The organism is Hymenobacter aranciens (assembly GCF_030580865.1).
GTDB lineage: Bacteria > Bacteroidota > Bacteroidia > Cytophagales > Hymenobacteraceae > Hymenobacter > Hymenobacter aranciens.
In genome coordinates this window covers 86,525-107,933 of the sequence record NZ_JAUQSY010000010.1, presented here as the reverse complement: position 1 = coordinate 107,933, position 21,409 = coordinate 86,525, and the positions used below count along the sequence as shown (strand labels likewise).

At 61.9% G+C, this 21,409-nt stretch carries 16 protein-coding genes and 2 pseudogenes; 9 read left to right on the top strand and 9 right to left on the bottom strand.

The window, feature by feature from the left end; all coding sequences use genetic code 11:
• Window positions 1–90: 90 nt before the first annotated feature.
• Complete coding sequence (murI, locus tag Q5H93_RS15905; RefSeq protein WP_305007588.1) at window positions 91–927, bottom strand: glutamate racemase; 837 nt, start codon at window positions 925–927, stop codon at window positions 91–93.
• A gap of 125 nt (window positions 928–1,052) precedes the next feature.
• On the opposite strand from murI, the gene Q5H93_RS15900 reads away from it, so the two are divergent.
• Window positions 1,053–1,280 carry a hypothetical protein gene (locus Q5H93_RS15900; RefSeq protein WP_305007587.1) on the top strand — a complete coding sequence of 76 codons (228 nt, stop codon included), beginning with the start codon at window positions 1,053–1,055 and terminating at the stop codon, window positions 1,278–1,280.
• A gap of 89 nt (window positions 1,281–1,369) precedes the next feature.
• Here Q5H93_RS15900 and Q5H93_RS15895 read toward each other — a convergent pair whose 3' ends face one another.
• On the bottom strand, window positions 1,370–2,047 hold the full coding sequence (locus tag Q5H93_RS15895; RefSeq protein WP_305007586.1) for an arylesterase: 678 nt from the start codon (window positions 2,045–2,047) through the stop codon (window positions 1,370–1,372).
• Between the two features lie 138 nt (window positions 2,048–2,185).
• Here Q5H93_RS15895 and Q5H93_RS15890 point away from each other — a divergent pair, with 138 nt between their 5' ends.
• Together Q5H93_RS15890 and Q5H93_RS15885 are read left to right on the top strand one after the other, a co-directional pair.
• On the top strand, window positions 2,186–2,878 hold the full coding sequence (locus tag Q5H93_RS15890; RefSeq protein ID WP_305007585.1) for an ABC transporter ATP-binding protein: 693 nt from the start codon (window positions 2,186–2,188) through the stop codon (window positions 2,876–2,878).
• Between the two features lie 202 nt (window positions 2,879–3,080).
• A complete protein-coding gene (locus Q5H93_RS15885; RefSeq protein WP_369811049.1) occupies window positions 3,081–5,627 on the top strand; it encodes an ABC transporter permease in 2,547 nt (848 codons plus the stop codon).
• A gap of 264 nt (window positions 5,628–5,891) precedes the next feature.
• Here the strand turns inward: Q5H93_RS15885 and Q5H93_RS15880 are convergent, their stop codons facing one another.
• The gene (locus Q5H93_RS15880; RefSeq protein WP_305007584.1) at window positions 5,892–7,643 is read right to left on the bottom strand and encodes an FG-GAP-like repeat-containing protein; all 1,752 of its coding nucleotides are present in this window, start codon (window positions 7,641–7,643) and stop codon (window positions 5,892–5,894) included.
• Window positions 7,644–7,870: 227 nt separating this feature from the next.
• Here Q5H93_RS15880 and Q5H93_RS24235 point away from each other — a divergent pair.
• From Q5H93_RS24235 to Q5H93_RS24225, 3 genes and pseudogenes are all read left to right on the top strand, one after another.
• Window positions 7,871–8,716, top strand: a pseudogene (locus tag Q5H93_RS24235) (ABC-F family ATP-binding cassette domain-containing protein); the annotation flags it as partial.
• 174 nt (window positions 8,717–8,890) lie between these two features.
• Window positions 8,891–9,208: pseudogene (locus Q5H93_RS24230) on the top strand (ATP-binding cassette domain-containing protein); the annotation flags it as partial.
• A 12-nt stretch (window positions 9,209–9,220) separates the two neighbouring features.
• Entirely contained in the window at window positions 9,221–9,790 is a 570-nt protein-coding gene (locus Q5H93_RS24225) for an ATP-binding cassette domain-containing protein (RefSeq protein ID WP_369811050.1), read from the top strand.
• A gap of 62 nt (window positions 9,791–9,852) precedes the next feature.
• Here Q5H93_RS24225 and Q5H93_RS15870 read toward each other — a convergent pair whose 3' ends face one another.
• A complete protein-coding gene (locus tag Q5H93_RS15870; RefSeq protein ID WP_305007581.1) occupies window positions 9,853–10,206 on the bottom strand; it encodes a DUF952 domain-containing protein in 354 nt (117 codons plus the stop codon).
• Window positions 10,207–10,275: 69 nt separating this feature from the next.
• Window positions 10,276–10,662, bottom strand: coding sequence for a hypothetical protein (locus Q5H93_RS15865; protein WP_305007580.1), 387 nt, complete (start codon window positions 10,660–10,662; stop codon window positions 10,276–10,278).
• Between the two features lie 263 nt (window positions 10,663–10,925).
• Here Q5H93_RS15865 and hppD point away from each other — a divergent pair, with 263 nt between their 5' ends.
• The 3 genes from hppD to Q5H93_RS15850 all read left to right on the top strand — a co-directional run bounded on the left by hppD (window position 10,926) and on the right by Q5H93_RS15850 (window position 15,262).
• Window positions 10,926–12,059 carry a 4-hydroxyphenylpyruvate dioxygenase gene (hppD, locus tag Q5H93_RS15860; protein ID WP_305007579.1) on the top strand — a complete coding sequence of 378 codons (1,134 nt, stop codon included), beginning with the start codon at window positions 10,926–10,928 and terminating at the stop codon, window positions 12,057–12,059.
• A gap of 140 nt (window positions 12,060–12,199) precedes the next feature.
• Entirely contained in the window at window positions 12,200–13,471 is a 1,272-nt protein-coding gene (locus tag Q5H93_RS15855; RefSeq protein WP_305007577.1) for an MFS transporter, read from the top strand.
• A gap of 54 nt (window positions 13,472–13,525) precedes the next feature.
• Window positions 13,526–15,262, top strand: coding sequence for a phospho-sugar mutase (locus tag Q5H93_RS15850; protein ID WP_305007576.1), 1,737 nt, complete (start codon window positions 13,526–13,528; stop codon window positions 15,260–15,262).
• Window positions 15,263–15,351: 89 nt separating this feature from the next.
• Here Q5H93_RS15850 and Q5H93_RS15845 read toward each other — a convergent pair whose 3' ends face one another.
• The 4 genes from Q5H93_RS15845 to Q5H93_RS15830 form a co-directional block, all read right to left on the bottom strand.
• On the bottom strand, window positions 15,352–17,499 hold the full coding sequence (locus Q5H93_RS15845; RefSeq protein WP_305007575.1) for a hypothetical protein: 2,148 nt from the start codon (window positions 17,497–17,499) through the stop codon (window positions 15,352–15,354).
• 237 nt (window positions 17,500–17,736) lie between these two features.
• Complete coding sequence (locus Q5H93_RS15840) at window positions 17,737–19,428, bottom strand: ABC1 kinase family protein (protein WP_305007574.1); 1,692 nt, start codon at window positions 19,426–19,428, stop codon at window positions 17,737–17,739.
• A gap of 179 nt (window positions 19,429–19,607) precedes the next feature.
• Window positions 19,608–20,087: a phasin family protein gene (locus tag Q5H93_RS15835; RefSeq protein WP_305007573.1), complete on the bottom strand. Its 480-nt coding sequence runs from the start codon at window positions 20,085–20,087 to the stop codon at window positions 19,608–19,610.
• Between the two features lie 216 nt (window positions 20,088–20,303).
• Entirely contained in the window at window positions 20,304–21,284 is a 981-nt protein-coding gene (locus Q5H93_RS15830; protein ID WP_305007572.1) for an alpha/beta hydrolase, read from the bottom strand.
• Window positions 21,285–21,409: the final 125 nt, after the last annotated feature.

The window sequence follows — 21,409 nt, the reverse complement described above, 5'->3', positions numbered from 1 at the left end:
CTCGCTTCGGCCATTCAAAGATACGTCGCCCGCTTTACGTCAACTGTTATCCCTCTGTTATTCCCGTCTCTGACAATGGGCGACCGGGGCTTACTCCCACAGCGGATAGTGCTCCAGCTGCACTTCCTGGCGAAAGAAAATGCGGGTGCTTTCCTCGAACGAGCGGGTAAAATCAGAAACGTAGAAGTGGTGCGCCGGGGGCACCGGGCCGGCCTCGGCCAGCATGCCGCGCTCGGCCAGATAAGCCTGGGTGTGGGCGGCCACGGCGTCGGAGGCGTCGAGCACGGCTACCCGCCCGGCGTAGAAACGCTCAATCTGCTCCTTGATGAGCGGGTAGTGCGTGCAGGCCAGCACCAGAGCCTGGATGTCGGCCAGGGCCGGGTGGCCGAGGTAAGTGGCGATGATGTCGTCGGAGACGGAGTTCTCAAAAAAGCCCTCCTCAATCATGGGCGCCAGCAGCGGCGTGGCCAGCGAGTGCAGGTCGATGCCGGCGTCGAGGGCGTCCATCTTCTTTTTATAGACGTTGGAATTGACCGTCTGCTTGGTGCCGATGAGGCCCACGCGCTGCCCGGCGTAGTGCTGGCCCACGTGCGCCACAATGGGGTCAATCACGTTCAGCACCCGCGCCTTCGAACCCACGTACTCACGCACCAGCTCGTAGGCGGCGGCCGAGGCCGAATTGCAGGCTATGAGAATGAGCTTGCACTGCTGGCGCAGCAGTAAATCACAGATTTTAACGGCGTAAGCCTGGATGGCGGCCGTGCTTTTGTCGCCGTACGGCAGGTGGGCCGTGTCGCCGAAGTAGATGAGCCGCTCGTGCGGCAGGCGCTGGGCCACCGCCCGCGCCACCGTGAGCCCGCCAATGCCGGAGTCGAACAAACCAATGGGGCGAGCGGCGAGGGCAGTAGCGGGTAAAGGGCTGGACATGGCGCAAAGATACTGGCCGGGGCTACGGCGCCGGCCGCCCGGGGCCGGGCCCGCCGTGGGCCCTCACGCATTATTTCTGATTCTTCGCCTATATTTCAGCCCTTTTTACCCCACCTTTGCACGTTATGAGCAGCATTTTGGCCGAAATCGACCAGGCGCTGGCCAGCCACGACCCCAGCCTGGGCCGGCCCGTGGCTATTTATTTAGGTGAGCGCAAGTTTACCCAGCTCACGCTCGATGCCGCCCGCGCCGAGCTGCCCGAGCTTAGTACCGACCACGGCCGGCCGCTGGCCTACCGCAATCTGGAGCTGCTGCGGGATGAGGTGGCGCTGGATGGGGTGCGGATTATTTAGGTGTTAGGTGTTAGGTGTTAGGTGTTAGGTGTTAGGTGTTAGGTGAAATACGAAACCCCAATACCCGGAACCCAACACCAAACACCTTTTTAAGCCTTCTTCAGCAGCGGCAACAACACTCCCCACACCGTTTTGGCAATAATGCGGTCGCCCTTGGCCGTGGGGTGAATGCCATCTTTCTGATTCAGTTCAACGTGGCCGGCCACGCCTTCGAGCAGGAAGGGAATAAGCACAGCATTGTTTTTCTGCGCCAGCTCGGGGTAGATGCTCTGAAAGTCCTTCGCGTAGGCCTTGCCGAGGTTGGGCGGCATCTGCATGCCCGCCAGGATGATTTGGGCCTGCGGGCTTTTCTTTTTGACGGTGTCGATGATGGCCTGCAGGTTGCGGCGGGTATCGGCCAGGGGCAGGCCGCGCAGGCCGTCGTTGGCACCCAGCTCCAGGATGAAGAACTCGACGGGCTGGCGCAGTACCCAGCCGATGCGGCTGCGGCCACCGGCGGTGGTTTCGCCGCTCAGGCCGGCGTTGATGACGGTGTAGCCCAGCCGGGCCGAGTCGATTTTCTGGCCGATGAGGGCCGGGAAGGCTTCTTCGGGGTCGAGGCCCATGCCGGCGGTGAGGCTGTTGCCGAAGAAGAGAATGCGGCGGGTGTTGGCGGGCGGCACGGGAGCCACGGCGGGCTGGTCGGCGGTAGTAGCGGGCTGGTCGGAGTTGCAGCCGGTGAGGGCGAGAGCGGCGAGCAGCGCCAGGGCAGGAAGCGGAAATTTCATTCGCAGACGGTTTTTAAGCAGTACGTAGCCACTGGGGCAAAAGTATTCGTAAGGTTTATTCGTTATGATGTTATCAGAACTGTCATCCTTCGTTGCGCTCAGGATGACAGCTGATTTTACACCAACCTACCAGCTTTCGTGATTCTTCAAGTCGATAACCTCACCAAAACCTACGCCAGCGGCGGGCGCGAGCTCACGGTGCTACACGCCGTCAGCTTCGGGCTGCAGGCCGGCGACACGTTTGCCATCGTCGGGCCCTCGGGCAGCGGCAAAACTACGCTGCTCGGCCTCTGTGCCGGCCTCGACCGCGCCAGCGCCGGCAGCGTGCACCTCAACGGCATCCAGCTCGATAACCTCAACGAAGACCAGCGCGCCGCCGTGCGCAATCAGCACGTCGGCTTCATTTTTCAGAATTTCCAGCTGCTGCCTACTCTCACGGCCCTCGAAAACGTGCAGGTGCCCCTGGAGCTGCGCGGTGAAAAGGGCGCCGCCAAAACCGCCCAGGCGCTGCTGGAGCGCGTGGGCCTGGGCCAGCGCGGCCACCACTACCCGGCCCAGCTCTCGGGCGGCGAGCAGCAGCGCGTGAGCCTGGCCCGAGCCTTTGCCAACCGCCCCGCCATCCTTTTTGCCGACGAGCCCACCGGCAACCTCGACCCCGACACCAGCGCCACCGTGGTGAGCCTGCTATTCGAGCTCAACCGCGAGGCCGGCACCACCCTGGTGCTGGTGACGCACGACCTGGAGCTGGCCGCCAAAACCCAGCGCGTGCTGAAGCTGCGCGGGGGTAAGGTGGTGGAAGACTACCGGTCGGCCGTCGTGGAAAAGTACTAAGCCGGTTTTTTAGCCCTTTTTCCGGAAAAGGCCATTTCCAGCGTCTGGGAAGCCTTTTCAAAATCATCAGTATGTTTTGCCCAAAACATACCGTCGAGTTGGGTAAAACATACTGATGACTTGGGTAACTCGATAGGTCGAGTTGGCCGAAAGATGGGCGGCTTTGGCCGCCTTCGATTTATTCAATTTCCCATTTCTCCTCTTGCAGCCTTCCTCCTCCCCTTCTGCTTCCTTCGGCTGGCTCCTGAAAATGGCCTGGCGCGACAGCCGCCGCAGCCGCTCGCGTTTGCTGCTATTCATGTCGAGCATCGTGCTGGGCATTGCGGCGCTGGTGGGCATCAATTCCTTCGGGCACAACCTGGCGCGGAGCATCAGCGAGCAGTCGCGCGAGCTGCTGGGAGCCGATTTGGTGCTGCACTCCACCCAGCCCTTCGACTCCACCATCGCGCCGGATATCGCCCGGTTAGGCCAGCGCCGCACTACCGACGTGGCCTTTGCCTCGCTGGTGCTGTTTCCGCGCACGCAGGGCGTGCGGCTGGCCCAGGTGCGCAATCTTAGCGGCGACTTTCCTTACTACGGCGCCTGGGAAATCGCGCCGGCCTCGGCGCGGGCGGCTTTCCGGGCCGGGCGCGGGGCGCTGGTCGATGACGTGCTGCTGGCCCAGTTCAAGGTGAAAGTCGGCGACTCGGTGAAGGTGGGCGAGGTGACGCTGCCCGTGCTGGGCCGGGTGCTGAAAACGCCGGGGCAGTCGGGCATGGGCAGCGCGGTGGCGCCCACGGTGTTTTTGCCCGGCCAGTACCTGGCCCGCACCGGGCTGGTGCAGCGCGGCAGCCGCATCAGCTACCGCACCTACGTGCAGTTTGCCGAGGGCACCGACGTGGCCGCCGTGGTCAAAGGCCTGCAAAAGCGCCTCGACAAAGCCAGCATCGAATCCGACACCGTGGCCAGCCGCCAGCAGCGCACCGGCCGCGCTTTCTCCGACCTGACCGAGTTTCTGAGCCTCGTGGCTTTCGTGGCACTGCTGCTGGGCTGCGTGGGCGTGGCCAGCGCCGTGAATTTGTACGTGCGCGAGAAGCTGGCCGCCGTGGCCGTGCTGCGCTGCCTGGGGGCCAGCGGGCGGCAGGCGGTGCTGATTTATTTGCTGCAAACCTCTGGGCTGGGGTTATTGGGCGCTATCATCGGGGCGGCGCTGGGGGCAGGCGTGCAGTTCCTGCTGCCGCAGGTGCTGGGCAGCTTCCTGCCGGTCGAAATCAGCGTGGGCTTGGCCTGGCCGGCCATCGGGCTGGGGCTGGTGGTGGGGCTGCTGATGGCCGTGCTGTTTGCGCTGCTGCCGCTGCTGAGCATCCGGCGCGTATCGCCGCTGCGGGTGCTACGGGCGGCCTACGACGAGGACACCGCCGGGGCCGACCCCATCCGCTGGGCGGTGTACGCGGCCATTGGCCTGTTCATCGTCGGCTTCACCTGGTTTCAAACGCACAAGTGGCTGGTGGTAGGCGTCTTTTCGGGCTCGCTGCTGGTATCGTTCGGCCTGCTCACCGGCCTGGGCTTGCTGCTGATGAAGCTGCTGCGCCGCTACTTCCCCGTCAGCTGGAGCTACGTGTGGCGACAGGGTTTGGCGAACTTGTTTCGGCCCAACAATCAGACGCTGACCCTCATCACATCCGTGGGCCTGGGCACCTTCCTGCTGGCCACGCTCTACCTCGTGCAGGCCTTATTATTAGGGAGAATGGAGCTAAAAACCGGCGACCAGCAGCCTAACTTAGTGCTTTTCGACATTCAGCGCGAGCAGCTGGCCGGCGTCGAAAACGTGCTGAAACAGCGCCAGCTCCCCATCATCCAGCGCCTGCCGGTGGTGACGATGCGCCTGCTGGCCATCAACCAGCGCACCGTGGCCGCCATCAAGCGCGACACCACTGACGACATCCCGCCCTGGGCCCTCACCAGCGAGTACCGCGTCACGTACCGCGACTCGCTCAGCACCTCCGAAACCCTGCTCAGCGGTCGCCCGCCCTACCTCGGCAAAGACGGCCTGCCGCATATCTCCGTGGATGCTGGCTACGCCAAGAACGTCCACCTGAAGCTCGGCGACACGCTCACCTTCAACGTGCAGGGCTCGCCCATGCAGGCCGTCATCGGCGGCACCCGCGAGGTCGATTGGACCAAGATGCAAAGCAACTTTCTGGTCGTCTTCCCCAAAGGCGTGCTGGAGCAGGCCCCACAGTTCGAGGTCGTCATCACCCGCGTGCCCAGCACCGCCCAGCTGGCCGAGGTGCAGCGCACCCTGGTCGCGCAGTTCCCCAACGTCTCGGCCATCGACATCGGGCTGATTTTAAACACCCTGAACGACATCATCACCAAAGTGTCGTTCGTCATCCGCTTCATGGCGGCTTTCAGCATCATCACTGGCCTGCTGGTGCTGGCCAGTTCGGTCATCATCAGCCGCTACCAGCGCATCCAGGAGAGTGTGCTGTTGCGCACCCTGGGGGCCAGCCGCCGCCAGATTCTGCTCATTACGCTGGTCGAGTATGCCTTGCTGGGGGCGCTGGCGGCCGGGGCGGGCATCGGGCTGGCGGCGGGCGCGGGCTGGGCCCTGGCCGCGTTCGTGTTCGAGGTGAGCTTTGCGGTGGCGCTGCCGTCGCTGCTGGGGCTGGCGGCGGTGGTCACGGCCATCACGGCGCTGCTGGGCCTGCTCAATAGCCGCGAGGTGCTGCGGCGGCCGCCGCTGGAGGTGCTGCGGGGTGAGGGGTAAGTTGCCAACAGCGGTTTCACTTTCATCATTCACGTGCCCAGCATCACCCTGTACAATCACAATTTCGGCCTGAAAGCTTACGTCGAAGCCCTGACCCGACTCCTATAAGGGCTGCGTCATCCCCACTGGCCCCCGCTACTGCCACGACGGGAGTGTCAACTGCCGCAGGAGGGGCTACAACACAATCACTTGGATTCGCTGGCAGTTTCAGAAAGGGCACATTAAGCCCCCGGTAGACATTTAGTTAATAGCCGGTTACTCTCTTTACTCCACCATCAAACGTAGTGCCTGCCCACCGCTGTGCACCAGATACACACCGGCTGAAAAATCTGCGGGCAGCGCTATCTGAGCCTTACCTTCGGCGTCGGCCTTGGCTGTACAAAGAACACGGCCTAAGGCATCACGCACTTCAACGGAGGCTCCGGCACCAACCTGGGCCACCTGCACGAGGGCACCTGCTACGGCCGGGTTTGGGAAAAGCGTACGTGATTCCCTTATTTGACTAGCTTGGGTAGCAAGGCCCAGGGAGTTGAGGCAAACGCTAACAGTGGTGCCAACCCCGAAGCCAGTGTTATCTAAATTGCCCAATGCTACATCCAGGTCGCCATCGCCGTCCACATCGCCCAGGGCCAAGGTGCCGGGGTAGCCTCCTATCGCTACGCTTTGGCTGCCGCTAAACGAGCCGGTGCCATCATTAAAGCGCACACTCACGGAGCCAGGAGCACTGTTAAAGCTGAAGTGGGTGGTGAGTAGGTCTAAGTCGCCGTCGCCATCCATATCACCTAACGCCACATTGGAAGGGTAGTCGTCGACGATTACGTCTTGGCTGCCGCTAAACGTGCCACTGCCGTTGTTGAAACGCACACTCACCGTGCCAGGATTACTGCCTCTATTGGGTGTGAGTAAGTCTAGGTCGCCGTCGCCGTCTACATCGCCTACCGCTAAATCGGAAGGCTCATTCCCTACGGACACATCCTGGTTGCCGCTGAACGTGCCACTACCGTCGTTGAGGCGCACACTCACCGTGCTGCGGGAGGCCGGGAAAAGAGAGTTGCCTCTATTGCTAGCAAGCAAATCGAGGTCGCCGTCGTTGTCAACGTCACGCAAGGCCACGTTGGAAGGGAAGTACCCCACAGGTATAACCTGCGTGCCGCTAAAGATGCCGTTGCCGTCATTAAAACGCACGCTTACCACGCCCACGCCAATAATAACGTTGCCTTCAGTCGCTACAAAGTCCAGGTCGCCGTCGCCGTCCACGTCGCCCAGCGCTACGTTAGTTGTGTTGAAGCCTCCTCCCGCTACATCTTGGTTGCCGCTGAACGCGCCGCTGCCATTGTTGAAGCGCACACTCACTGAACTACTATTGTAGTTGGGCACCACAAAGTCCAGGTCGCCATCACCGTCTAGGTCACCAACTGCAACCGCGTGATGACTCGCATTAACAGCCGCACTTTGGCTGCCACTGAAAACGCCGCTGCCGTTATTGAAGCGGACGTTTACGGCGGCGCCGTTAATTTCGGCAGCTAACAAGTCCAGGTCACCGTCGCCATCTAAGTCGCCTAATGCGGTGGCATTGGTGTCGCTGCCAGCGGCTACTACGGAGCCAGGCTGCAACCGGCCTGTACCCGCGCCACTTACCGACGTGGTGAACTGGCCTACCTGCGGCTGGGCGAGAGCACCTCCGCTACTGGCAGCAGCGCGGGTAACGGTATAGCTTACCGTTTCGCCTGGCATGAACGGCGATGCGCCCGGCCCGAAGCTGAGCGTGTTGCCGCTAACCGTTGCGGGCGTAGTAGCCTGGGTGCGTAGCCCGCCGCTCTGCTGGCTAAATACTTTGAGGGCCACTGCCGAAGTAGCTGTCAGCGGCTGGCTGAAAGTAACAGTCAGGGGACCGGTACGAACAGCGGAGCGGGCGTTAGCCAAAGGCGTTACCGCATTAATAACAGGAGCTTGGGCTACCGCCAGTGCGGGCAGTACTGCCGATGAAAAGGTAGCTAAGGCCTTGTGAGCAGACAAGTAGAAGTTAGCTAAGGAGGGAGCGAGTTAGAAAATATTAAATTAAGAATTGGGCTTCTTCCCAAAAGTACTCAGAACAACAGGGGGAAAATGCTGCGAACCCCAAGGTTAAGAGAGGGCCCAGCGAACGACAGGCACCGGCTAAGTGACTTGAGTATGTGATATCGCCCTTGCCAGCGCACTCTTTGTGACAAACCCCGCCTGCCATCCTCGTACCTTTGCGGTCTATGAATTTGTTATCCGCCGAGAACATCGGAAAAAACTACGCCGACCGCTGGCTATTTAAAGACCTGAATTTCGGCCTGCAACAGGGCCAGCGCGTGGCCTTCGTGGGCATCAACGGCACGGGCAAAACCACCCTCATGAAAGTGCTGGCCGGCATCGAGCCGCCCGACACCGGCGAGGTGGGCGTGCGCAAAGGCATCCGCGTCACTTACTTGGGCCAGAATCCGGAATTTGACGAGAGCCTGACGGTGGAGGAAACCATCTTCGCCAGCCAGAACGAAGCGCTGTTCGCCATCAAGGACTACGAGCACGTCGTGAACGACCCCGACCACAAGCCCGACGACCTGCAGCGCGTGATGGAGCGCATGGACGCCCTCAACGCCTGGGACTACGAGGCGCAGGTGCAGCAGATTCTGGGCCGCCTCGGCATCCTCGGCGAGCTGCTCACGCGCAAGGTGAGCATGCTCTCGGGCGGGCAGCGCAAGCGCGTGGCCCTGGCCCGCGTGCTCATCGAAGAACCTGACGTGCTGCTGCTTGATGAGCCCACCAACCACCTCGACCTGGCCACCATCGAGTGGCTCGAAAACCGCCTTTCCTCCCCCACCCTCACCCTGCTGATGGTGACCCACGACCGCTATTTCCTGGACAAGGTGTCCAATGAAATTGTGGAGCTCGACAAAGGCGAGATGTACCGCTACCAGGGCAATTACGCCTACTTCGTGGAGAAAAAGGCCGACCGCGAGATGCGCCAGGCCACCGAGGTAGAGAAGGCCCGCCAGCTCTTCAAAAAGGAGCTCGACTGGATGCGCCGCATGCCCCAGGCCCGCGGCACCAAGCAAAAGGCCCGCATCGACGCCTTCTACATCACCAAGGAAAAAGCCAGCACCAACCTCAACAAGCAGCAGGTGGAGCTGAGCGTGAAAACCACCCGCCAGGGCGGTAAAATTATCGAAGCCAGCCACCTGAATAAAGCCTTCGGCGACAACGTGGTGCTCGACGATTTCAGCTACGTGTTCAAGAAAAAGGACCGCATCGGCCTCGTGGGCCCCAACGGCGCGGGCAAATCGACGCTGCTCAACATCCTCACCGGCAAGCTCCAGCCCGATTCCGGCACCGTCGACGTAGGCCAGACCACCGTCTTCGGCTACTACACTCAGACGGAGCTGGAATTCGACCCTACCCAGCGCGTCATCGACATCGTGAAGGAAGTGGCCGAAGTAGTGGAACTCGCCAACGGCGACGTGCTCACCGCCAGCCAGTTTCTGAATCTATTCCTCTTCCCACCGGCCCAGCAGTACACGCTGGTGAGCAAGCTCTCGGGTGGCGAGAAGCGGCGCCTGCAGTTGCTGCGCGTGCTCATCAAAAACCCTAACTTCCTCATTCTTGACGAGCCCACCAACGACCTCGACCTGGGCACGCTCAACATCCTGGAAGATTTCCTATTGAATTTCAGCGGCTGCCTGCTCATCGTGAGCCACGACCGCTACTTCCTCGACAACCTGGCCGAGCACCTCTTCGTGCTGGAGCCCGGCGGGGCCGTCCTCAACTTCCCCGGCAACTACACCGACTACCGCGACTACCTCGAAGAGCGCGAAGCCGAAGCCGCCCTCGAAGCCGAAGAAAAAGCCGCCAAGGCCGCCCGCGCCGCCGCCAAAGCCGCCATCACCCCGGCGGCCGTGAGCACCGCCGTATCCCCCACGCCCGCCAAGCGCCGCGCCACCTTCGCCGAGAAAAAGGAGTACGAGCAGCTCGAAGCCGCCATCGCCAAGCTGGAAGCTGAGAAAGACAAAATCACCGCCGACCTGGCCAGCGGCAGCGGCAGCCCGCAGGATTTTGCCGCCTGGGGTGCGCGCCTACAAGCCGTGGAACAAGAGCTGGCTACGAAAGAGGAACGCTGGCTGGAGCTGGCGGATTACATGTAATCCGGCGACTTTTAGCCCAAAGAAAGCGGCCGGCCCTGAATAGGAGCTGGCCGCTTTCTTTGTTATGCTTCCTGCAGTTCCGGCGGCAATTGCAGCTCGCCCGCCGCATCGGTAGCGACGCGCCACTCGCGGCGCACGGCCGCCAGCGGCACCGGCGCAAAAATGTGCGCGAAGAACTCGCCGCGCTTGGCCGCCCATTCGCGCTCGACGCGCACGCCTGCCGACTGCAGCGTGGCTTCGTCGATTTCCAGCAGCTGCAAATCAGGTTGGTTAGCGTAGTAGCGCCGGGCCGTTTCGAGCAGTTGGTGCCGCTCGGAGGTGTGAATGAAGCCTTCGGCGGCGAGGTCGGCGCTGGCGAAGTGGCCGGTTTGCTGGGCGTGCTGCCAGTCGGCAACGGTGGCGAGGCGGTAGAGCATCTGCGATTGAGGGTAAAAAGGAACGTGTCATGCTGAACGCAGTGAAGCATGACACGTTCTGGAAGATGCCTACGCTTTCCACACGTCCTGCTGCACGGCTTTGCCTACCGTCAGCACGAGGCGTACGGGGTTGGGTACCAGCGTGAGGCGGGCTTCCTTGCCGGGGTATTTCTCCGAGTCAATCCAGACGCCTTCCTTGGGGCCGGGGGCAGCGCCGGCGCTGGCGGGCAGGTAGGCCGTGGGCAGCAACACGTCGGTATCGGATTTCAGCTCGCCGTGGACTTTGTCGAGCGCTTCTTCGAGGTAGTCGCCGTACTCGTCGTTGAAGTCGTCTTCGAGGTCGTGCAGGGCTTCTTCTACGTCGTCGTAGCGGGCGTCGTCGTAGGTAAGCTTATGTAGTTCAGCTTTCTTTTCAATCAGGGCCACAAGGGCTTTGTTCAGTTCCTGGGTGTTCATAGAGGGCACGAGCCATTGGGTGATGGAGTACAAATGTGGCAATGAAACGGCAAATGTGCCGCGCCCCGGGCTTCGGCCCGCCGCAAAACGGGCAATTTGCCCGCGAACTTGTAATTTTACCCAACTAAGCGTTTTGGTTGCTTGTTTCTGGTTTCTAGTTGCTTGTTTCTGGTTTATGCCTGAATGCTATAACTAGAAACAAACAACTAGAAACCAGAAACAAGCAACCAGAAACCAGAAACCACTTATCCCCTTCCCACCCCATGGATACCCTCACCGCCACCGACGTGCAAACCACCCAGGCCGTCGATTTCCTCCCCCTCAAAGGCACCGACTACGTGGAGTTCTACGTCGGCAACGCCAAGCAGTCGGCCTACTACTACCAGGCGGCCTTCGGCTTCGAGCTGGTGGCCTACGCCGGCCCCGAAACCGGCCTGCGCGACCGCGCCAGCTACGTGCTGCAGCAGGGCAAAATTCGCTTCGTGCTCACCACCTCGCTGCTGCCCGAGTCCGACATTACCAAGCACGTGGCCCTGCACGGCGACGGCGTGAAAGTGATGGCCCTGTGGGTAGACGACGCCCGCTCGGCCTGGGAAGAAACCACCAAGCGCGGTGCCAAGTCGGCCTTCGAGCCCTACACCCTGGAGGACGAGCACGGCTCGGTAACGCTCTCGGGCATTTACACTTATGGCGAAACCATCCACACCTTCGTGGAGCGCACCAACTACAGTGGGCCATTCATGCCGGGCTTCGTGGCCAAGAGCAGCGCCGTGCCGCAGCCTACGTCGGTGGGCCTGCTGCACGTGGACCACTGCGTGGGCAACGTGGGCTGGGGCGAGATGAACCAGTGGGTGAAGTTTTACGAGGACGTAATGGGCTTCAAGCTGCTGCTGACCTTTGACGACGAGGACATTTCGACCGAATACTCAGCCTTGATGTCCAAGGTAATGAGCAACGGTAACGGCTACGTAAAATTCCCCATCAACGAGCCCGCCGAGGGCAAGAAAAAGTCGCAGATTGAGGAATACCTCGACTACTACCACACGCCCGGCGTGCAGCACGTGGCCATCGCCACCAAGGACATCCGCACGACCGTGACCGAGCTGCGCCGCCGCGGGGTGGAGTTTCTGAGCGTGCCTGCCTCCTACTACGAAGACCTGGCCGAGCGCGTGGGCGCCATCGACGAGGATATCGAGTCGCTGAAAGCGCTGAACCTGCTCGTGGACCGCGACGACGAAGGCTACCTGCTGCAAATCTTCACCAAGCCGGTGGAAGACCGTCCGACGGTATTCTACGAAATCATTCAGCGCAAGGGCGCTAAGAGCTTCGGCAAAGGCAATTTCAAGGCCTTGTTCGAAAGCATCGAGCGCGAGCAGGCGCTGCGCGGCAACCTGTAAGGCTATTGCTCTACTGCTGAAAAGGCCTCGCTGCTTCGGCAGCGGGGCCTTTTGCATGATAGCCGTGCCGTCGGGAATTGCGTAAGCGCCGCCATGCCGGGGCCAGATTGCTACGGTTGGCCGTTTTAATCAGCCCAGTCATGTCTTCCAAACAGTCGAGCATTCGCGCCCTGGCCCTGCTCAATCTTTTTCTGGCCGACGTGCGCGACGGCGTGGGGCCCTACCTAGCCATTTACCTGCTCACGGTACGGCACTGGACGGCGAGCAGCATCGGGGTAGCTATGGCACTGCCGGGGCTGGTGGCCGTGCTGCTGCAAACGCCGGCCGGCAGCCTCGTCGATACCTCGCGGCACAAGCGGACGCTGCTGGTGCTGGCCTCGGCCGTAGTGGGGCTGTGCTGCGTGGCGGCGGTTATGTTTCGGGCACCGGCGGTTATCTACCTCACGCAGGGGCTGATTGGGGCCGCCACTACGCTCTATGCTCCGGTGGTGGCGGCCATCACGCTGGGGCTGGTGGGGCATCGGCTGTTTGCCGGGCAGGCCGCTCGCAACGAAGGCTGGAACCACGGCGGCAACGTGCTGGCCGCCGTGCTGGCGGGCCTCATCGGCTACTACTGGCGCTACGAGGGCATTTTCTACCTCGTGGCCCTGATGTGCGTGCTGGGCAGCCTCGCCGCCCTGCGCATTCGCCCGGCCGACATCGACGACGACCTTGCCCGGGGGCTGACGCCCGCTGCCAGCGCCGAAGCTGATGCTTCTCCGGCCGCCGCGCCGGCCAGCAGCTGGGCCGTGCTGCGCGAGCCGCGGCTGTTGCGCTTTGCAGTGGCCGTGGTGCTCTTTCACTTTGCCAACGCGGCCATGCTGCCGTTGGTGGGGCAAAAGCTGGCGCTGGGTAATCAGCAGGCGGCAGCGCTATTTATGTCGGCCTGCATTGTGGCGGCGCAGCTGGTGATGATTCCGGTGGCGGCCTGGGTAGGGCGGCGCGTGCCCACGGCGCCCCGCAAGCCGGTATTTCTGCTGGCCTTCGCGGTGCTGCCGGTGCGCGGCATACTTTACACCCTCAGCGCCAATGCGTACTATCTAGTGGGCGTGCAGTTGCTCGATGGTATCGGCGCGGGCATCTTTGGAGTTATCAGCGTGATTATGATTGCCGACCTTACCCGGGGCACCGGCCGCTTCAACTTCGTGCAGGGCGCCATCACCACGGCGCTGGGCATCGGGGCGGGGCTGAGCATGGTGCTGTCGGGCTTTTTGGTCGGGCATTTCGGCTACCGGGTGGGCTTTCTGACGCTGGCGGCCGTGGCGCTGGTGGCGTTGGTATTTTTCTGGCGCTGCGTGGCCGAAACCAGCCCGGTCGCCGACGATGCCGCTGGCGCGTCCGTAGCCGACGATAAGCAACCCGTGGGCGTTTAGCCCGTCGCTCCTGCCTACATTTGCCCGATTAATCAACCGCAATCCACGCTTTCAATGGCTCTGACTCCCGAAATTCAAAACGCCGTTAACTCCTGGCTGACTCCTGATTACGACGCCGAAACCCAGGCCGCTATCCGCGCGCTGCAAGCCGCCGGGCAGGAAGATGAGCTGAACGACTCTTTCTACCGCAGCCTCGAATTTGGTACCGGCGGCCTGCGCGGCATCATGGGCCCGGGCTCGAACCGCATGAACCGCTACACGCTGGGCATGGCCACGCAAGGCTTGAGCAACTATCTGTTGCAGAGCTTCCCGGGCGAGCAAATTAAGGTGGCCATCGCGCACGATTCGCGGAATAACAGCGCCGAGTTTGCGCGAATCGTAGCGGGTATTTTTTCGGCCAATGGCATCACGGCCTACCTGTTTGAGAGCCTGCGGCCCACGCCGGAGCTGTCGTTTGCCATCCGGCGGCTGGGCTGCCAGAGCGGCTGCGTGATTACGGCCTCGCACAACCCCAAGGAATACAACGGCTACAAGGTGTACTGGAACGACGGCTCGCAGGTGGTGGCTCCGCACGACGTTAACATCATTGGCGAGGTTAACAAAATCACCAGCGTAAGCGAAGTGAAGTTCGCGGCCGACGAGGCGCGCATCATTCGCATCGGCAGAGACCTTGACGAGCAGTATTATCACGAAGCTCAAAAGCTGAGCATCGACCCGGCGGCCATTCAGCGCCAGCACGATTTGAAAATCGTGTACACGCCCATCCACGGCTCGGGTATCACGCTGGTGCCGGGGCTGTTGCAGGCCTTCGGCTTCACCAATGTGAGTATTGTGCAGGCCCAGGCTACGCCGGACGGGAATTTCCCCACCGTACAGTCGCCCAACCCGGAGGAAAAAAGCGCCATGCAACTGGCACTGGACCAGGCCAAAGCTGAAGATGCCGACATCGTGCTGGCCACCGACCCCGATGCCGACCGCGTGGGCGTGGGCGTGAAAAACGATAAGGGCGAATGGGTGCTGCTGAACGGTAACCAGACCGCCGCGCTGCTTACTAACTACCTCCTCTCGGCCCGCCACAAGGCCGGCAAGCTGACGGACAAGGACTTCATCGTCTACACCATCGTGACGAGCGAAATCCTGGGCGACATTGCCCACCGCCACAACGTGAAGAGCTACCAGACGCTCACCGGCTTTAAGTACATCGCCGGCCTCATCCGCGAGCTCGAAGGCCAGGAAACTTACCTCGGCGGCGGCGAGGAAAGCTACGGCTTCCTGCTCGGCGATTTCGTGCGCGACAAGGATGCCGTGTCGGCCTGCGCCATGGTGGCCGAAATGGCCGCCGTCGCCAAAGACCAGGGCCGCACCCTCTACCAGGAAATGACCGAGATGTACGCCAACTACGGCCTCTACCTTGAAGACCTCATCTCCCTGACCAAGAAAGGCATGCGCGGCGCCCAGGAAATTCAGGAAATGATGGCCGAGCTGCGCGCCAACCCGCCCGCCACCATCGCCGGCCTGAAAGTGGTGGAAATCCGCGACTACAAAACCGGCCGCATCCACGACCTGCGCACCGGCCTCGCCACCGACACCGGTCTCGAAAGCTCCAACGTGCTGCAATTCCTGACCGAAGACGGCAGCAAAATCTCGGCCCGCCCCAGCGGCACCGAGCCCAAAATCAAGTTCTATTTCAGCGTGAAACAGCCGCTGAAATCGGCCGTGGATTTTGATTTGGCCACGCGTAAGGCGAAGGAGAAGATTGAAGCTATTATTGCGGATATGCAGTTGAAATAAGCGGCTTGCATAGCCGCTTATTTCATTGGCAATAAAAAAGCCTCCGCAGGTCGGAGGCTTTTTTATTGCATCTCTTTTTTATTGCATCTCTATAGCCGCACCCCAATTCCCGGCCCCAGCAGGTAAAACCACTTGCCCGCCGACAGCAGATACCCCCCGCCCAGGTAGAGCGGAAATGTGAGCCGCGCCTCGCGCCGTGTGGGATACACCGAGCCGAGAATGACAATGCCCAGGTCGCGGCTGGTGTTGTTGCTCTGGCTGAGGTTGAAGGCGTTGAGCGCCACGAAGCCGGCGCCGATTTTGTAGGGACGCAGGCGGTTGATTTTCTCGGGGCTGTAGAAGCTGAGCTGGGCCAGCGTGGCCAGCGAGATACCGCCGAAGTCGCCGTAGCCGGTGTCGCCCTGCTTGCGGGTGAGCAGACCCGCCGGGAAGCTCACGTCGATGTCGAACTTGATGTGGCGACGCAGCACCAGCTCCACGGTCTGGCTGTAGCCGGGCTCGCCGCCGTACTGGCTGGAGTTGTGGCGCACCGTCACCACGATGCGGCTCCAGTCGTCGAGGTCGTAGGTTTTGCGGCCCAGCAGGCTATTGAGGCTCAAGGGGTCGGTGCGGCACTGTTTGTCCTGGTAGAAGGCGGCGCGGGGCGAGTTGAAGCCGGGGCAGATGAGCACGTTTTCCACGTTGCGCATCTCAATCAATTCGCCCTTGGGGTTGAGCAGCTTGATTTCAAAGTTTAGGTACTGCTTGCCAAACAGAAAGTTATCGACGTCAATAGCTTCGGGCTTGAACTGAAATACCACGTCGCGGATGGTATGGTCGTACAGCACCGGGCCGCCGAGCTTGGTGATGGGCCGGGCCTGCTCGCCGTAGCTCACGGCCACAAAATCAAGCGGGTGTGGCCGCTGAAACTCGCGGATGCTCAGGGCGTAGCTGGTGGGCTGCGCACCGTTGTAGATGGTGCTCTTGCGCTTGTCGTAAGTAATGGGCACCTGCAAGCGGTAAACCAGCCGGTTATCCGTCCGAATGGACGAGTCAGAAGGCACTATCGTCAGGTCCTCGAAGTAGATGCGGGCTTTTTGCAGGCCCTCCCCTTCCAGGCGCACATCCACGGTTTCGCCGGGGCTGATGCCCAGGTTGCCAGTCCACTCGCCGCCGCGGTGCAGCACCTGCACGTTGCTGATGGTGGTTTTGGGCGTGATGTCGAGGTTGGTGATGTAGAGCGGCTGGTCGTTGAGCTTGAGGTAGAGGTAGCCTTCGGCCTGGCGGTGCGTGTTGTAGGGCCGCAAGTAGCACAGCACCCGGTCGTTGCTCAGGTATTGGCGCGTGAATAGCTCGGCGATGAGCGTGCCGCCGGCTTCCTCCTGGTCTTCCAGCCGGTAGGTGCGGCGCAGCTCGAACGAGCGGCCGTTGTCGAGAATCAACTCCACCCCGCGCCGCCGGCTTAGCTCGTCCATCGTCACACTGCGCTTGTCGGGCGAGAGGAAGCGCAGGCGACTGGCTTTCACGTTGAACTCCTGTTTCAAGGGCGGCAGCTGGAAGCTGAGGCGGCCGCCCGCCAGCATAGTCGGCCGTTCGGCCTGCAGGCGCACGGTCAGGGTTTTGCGGCCGGTCTGGTTGGGCACCACGCTCAACTTCAAAGCGCCATTGGGGCCGGCGGTGAGGCGGTAGTCGAAGTCTTCGCCGCGCACCCACTCGCCGGCGGCTTTCACGTTGCGCGCGTTGGTACTGGTCAGCTCAAACACCTTTTCCTCGCCCACAAACAGCTCGTCATCAGAGCGTCGCAAAGCTACCGTGGTGCGCGTGAGCGGCAGCAGCGGCACCATTTCGCGCCGGGGTGGGCGGCCCGCCGAGTCGCTGGCCTGCTCCACCGTGAGGCGCAGGAAGCGGCTGCTGGTGAGGTCCACGAACTTGAGGCGGGTGCGGTAGCTGCCGTCGGGCTCGCGGCTCAGGGAATCCAGAATCTGGTAATCGGGCGAGCGGCGCAGGCGCAGCGGGCGCTTGTCGTCGGGGCGCTCGGGTTCCAGGCGTAATTCCACGGTCTGGTCGTCCTGCCGGTACCAGAAGTAGAGGGCGGTTTCGCCCTGCAGGGCCACCGCGTCGCGGCTCAATTGGTAAGTGGCGGTGTCGGTGCGCAAGGTCACCTCGCGCAGCAATGCCGGGCCGTCCTGCGCATTTCCCGAATGAATAAACAGCCCCCAACTCAACCCCACTATCGCCAGCAGCGAACGAACAACCACGAAATACCGCACGAGCAAAGCAAATACACCAGCCGGGGCCCAGGTGCCCCGGTGCAAAGGTCGGGCCTGGGTCAGCTTATGTCAAAGGAATATTCAGAAAGAATAGGACTCGGCTGGGTGTGGTAGTACGAATTCCGCGTAGCGGCTCGTACTACCACTTGGTCGTTTGGTGCGGCTATATCAACGTCAGAGTGGTAGTACGAACCGCTACGCGGAATTCGTACTACCACACCGTTCCTACTTCCCCTTCTCCTTCCGCCTCGTCACCCCCAATAAAAACAAAACCAGCAACAAAAACCCCGTCGCCCCCAAACTCCACCACGTAATCTCCGGCACGCCGCGCCGGTAGGGCATATCCGGCGAGTAGCGCCCCAGCAGCGTGAGGCCCGAAAACAGCAGCCCGCCCACGCACAGCAGTGCCAGAATCGTGCGGCTCACCAGCTCGTCGGCCTTGCGCAGCAGGGTCTGGTAGCCGCTCAGCTCCACCTTCACCCGCAGCTCGCCCTTGCTGATTTTGCGCATTATCTGGCGCACGTCGGCGGGCAGGGTTTGCAGCAAAGCCAGCAGCTGCGCGCCCGTGTACTGCGCCTCGCTCAGGATGTTATCGGGCGAATACTGCTCCTTAATGATGCGCGCGCCGTAGGGCCGCACGAACTCAAAAGTGTTGAAATTGGGGTGTAGCACCTTGCCGATGCCCTCCAGAATCACCAGCGCCCGCAGGATGAGGAACACCGCGCCCGGCACCTGCAATTTGTAGTTGTAGATGATGGTTTGCAGCGAATCGGCGAGGTCGCTCATGCTCATTTCCTGCACGTCGAGCATGGCGAAGTCTTCGATGAGTTGACTGAGGTCGGCCTCGAAGGCGCGCATGTCGGGGATTTCGGCCGTAATGGCTAAGCGGCGGAAATTCAAGGCCATGCTGCGGGCATCCTGCCGGGCCATGCCAATGAAGACGCCCGCGAAGGCATATTTCTGCTGCTTGGTGAGGCGGCCCACCATTCCGAAATCGATGAGCACCAGCGTGCCGTCGGGACGCACCAGCACGTTACCGGGGTGCGGGTCGGCGTGGAAAAATCCGAACTCGAAAATCTGAGTCAGGTAGATGTCCATGCCAGTTTCGGCTACTTTTTCGGGGCGCAAACCCCAGGCCAGCAGCTGCTCTTTGTCGGTGATTTTGCAGCCTTGCACAAACTCAATCACCAGGATGCGGCTGGTGCTGAAGTCGCGGTAGGGCTTAGGAATGGAGAAGGTTTTGTAATCGGCATAGAGCGTGCGCATCTGCTCCATCGAGCGCGCTTCGGCGGTGTAGTCCAGCTCCTTGCTCATGCTGCGCTCGAAGGCGTCCACCACGTCCTGCGGGTTGGCCAGGCCGTGGTTGCTGAGGAAATTGGCCGTGAGGCGCACCAGCTCGTGCAGCAGGGCGAGGTCGCCGCGCACCTTTTCCTGCACGCCGGGGCGCTGCACTTTCACCACCACTTCCTCGCCCGTGCGCAGCCGCGCCCGGTGCACCTGCCCGATACTGGCCGAGCCGATGGGCACGTCGTCAAACTCGCTGAAAACGTTCGTAATGGGCTGCTTCAGCTCTTCCTCGATAATCTGCCGGGCCACCGTCACGTCGAAGGGCGGCACGTTGCTCTGCAGCTTCTCAAACTCGTCAATCAGCTCCTGGGGCAGCAGGTCGGCGCGGTTGCTCATGGCCTGCGCCAGCTTGATAAACGTGGGCCCCAACTCTTCGATTATCAGACGCACCCGCTCCCAGCGCGTGGTTTCGAACACCGAGCGCTCATCGTGCAGCCAGCTCAGGCGACGCCGCTGCGGCACCAGCCGCCGTAGCGGCGTCATCGTAACAATATCCTCGAAGCCGTAGCGCAGCAGCACTTCGGCCACCTGGCGCAGGCGGTGGAGGTTGGAAATCGTGTTTTTGAACATGAACTGCCGATTTACGCAGATTTTTTCGGATTCTCCCGCTTAAGCCAAGTGCCGGGCGCAGTTTAGCGCGCAGCTCGCCAGACTGCGCCCGGCCCCACAAGCGCCCGCAATGCTGCTGAAACCACAAAAACCCCGTCCACTCCACGCAGACGGGGTTTTTAGGTTAGCTCAAGCCCAGCTTAACCGTTATCTTCAGCCTTGGTCGCAGCCGGCGCGGCGGCTTTCTTGGCGGCCGGCTTAGCGGCAGACTTCGTGGCGGCGCCAGCTTTGGCAACGGCCGATTTCTGGGCCGAACCAGCGGCGGCGCTCACTTTGTCGGCGGCTTTTTTCACGGTACCGGCAGCTTTGGCGGTGGCGCTGCTGGCGGCTTTGGCAGCGGGCTTAGCAGCCGGTTTGCTGGAAGCTTTGGCCGGGGCTTTCTTTTTGTCGCCCAGGCCCACGGTGCTTTTCACGCGCTCGGTGAGGCCCTGGAATTGCTTTTCGAGTTCGGCGCGCTTGGTTTCGCCGCTTTTCAGCAGCTCGTCCACGATTTTCTTGCCTTCCTGCTCGGTGATTTTGCTGTCTTTCACCAGGGCATCAATCGTGCTCTGGATTTTTTTGTTGCCCTGGGCGATGTAGCCCACGCCGGCATTTACGAACTTCTTAAACAGGTCTTCCATGGTGCGGAAATGTTTTGGAGGTGGGATGAAGGAGTTGAAGTCAAACGGCTTCGCCTGCAAAAGTAGTATGCAAGCCGAGCATTTTTCACAACCCGCCTACGCCGGGAAGCCGATATAGTTGAGTGAGCTGCCCTTTTTACGCTAAAAAGCTGCTGCTATGGCTGAAAATGGTGAAATATTTTTTTCTGGCGTGGGCGGCTACGCAGGCAAAAAGCGCTACGCCGCCCGGCGCGGCGGGGCCGCCCGCACTTTCGGCCGGCGCACGGGCGGCGCTGCCGGCCGCGCCACCGGCGCATCCCAGGCGTGGCGGATAAACTCGGCGGCCTGGTCGAGGGCCTGCCGGGCCTCGGGCACGAGGCGCCAGAACAGGTGCCACCAATGCACCAGCCCCACGAAGGGCTGCAGCGTGACGCTGACGCCCGCCGCCCGCGCTTTCTCAGTGAAGCGCACGACGTCGTCGTAGAGCACTTCGGCGTCGGAAATCTGGATAAGGAGCGGGGGCAGGCCGTGCAGCTCGGCCTGAGCGGGCGAGATGAGCGGGTGCGTGAGCGGCGTGCGGCGGGCGTAGTGCGGGCCCCAGGTGCGGATTTGCAGGGCTTCGAGTAACAGGGTTTCTTCGTGGGCCACGCGGCGCAGCACGCTGGTGGGCAGCTGCAAATCGGTCCAGGGCGAGAGGCCGAGGGCGGCGGCGGGCATGGGCTCACCGGCATCGCGCAGGGCCAGCAGTAGCGCGAGGGCGAGGCCCCCGCCGGCCGAGTCGCCAGCCAGCACGATGTCTTCGGGGCGGTGGCCCTGGCGGAGCAGCCAGCGGTAGGCCCGGCGGGCGTCGTCGAGGGCGGCGGGGAAGGGATGGTCGGGGGCCTTGCGGTAGTTGATGGTGAGGGCGTTCAAGCCGCTGCGCTCGGCCAGGCTGCCTACTAGGCTGCGGTGGGTGTTGAGCGAGCCCAGTACGTAGCCGCCGCCGTGGAAGTACAGCAGCACCCGCGTGGGATGGGCATCGCGGGGGCGTAGCCACTCGGCTTCCAGCTTGTTATCAATTTTCAGGGTTTCCAGGTGCACGCGCCAGGGCACGAACTGGAACAGCGCGCCCGCCTCCATCACCAGCCGGATGGCGCCGATGCTGGGCTTGCGGCGCGTGAGCGGGCCGGCGGCAGCCGTCAGGAACTGCTTGAGGAGCAGATGTTGGAAGGAGGGCATGGCGGGTGGGATTTGGGAAAAGGGCAGGTAAGAGCAAACAGAACGTCATCCTGAGCGTAGCGAAAGGACCTCGACCACGCCGCGTGCAGCAATGTTGCCTGTTGGCAAAATGCTTGAAATTACTC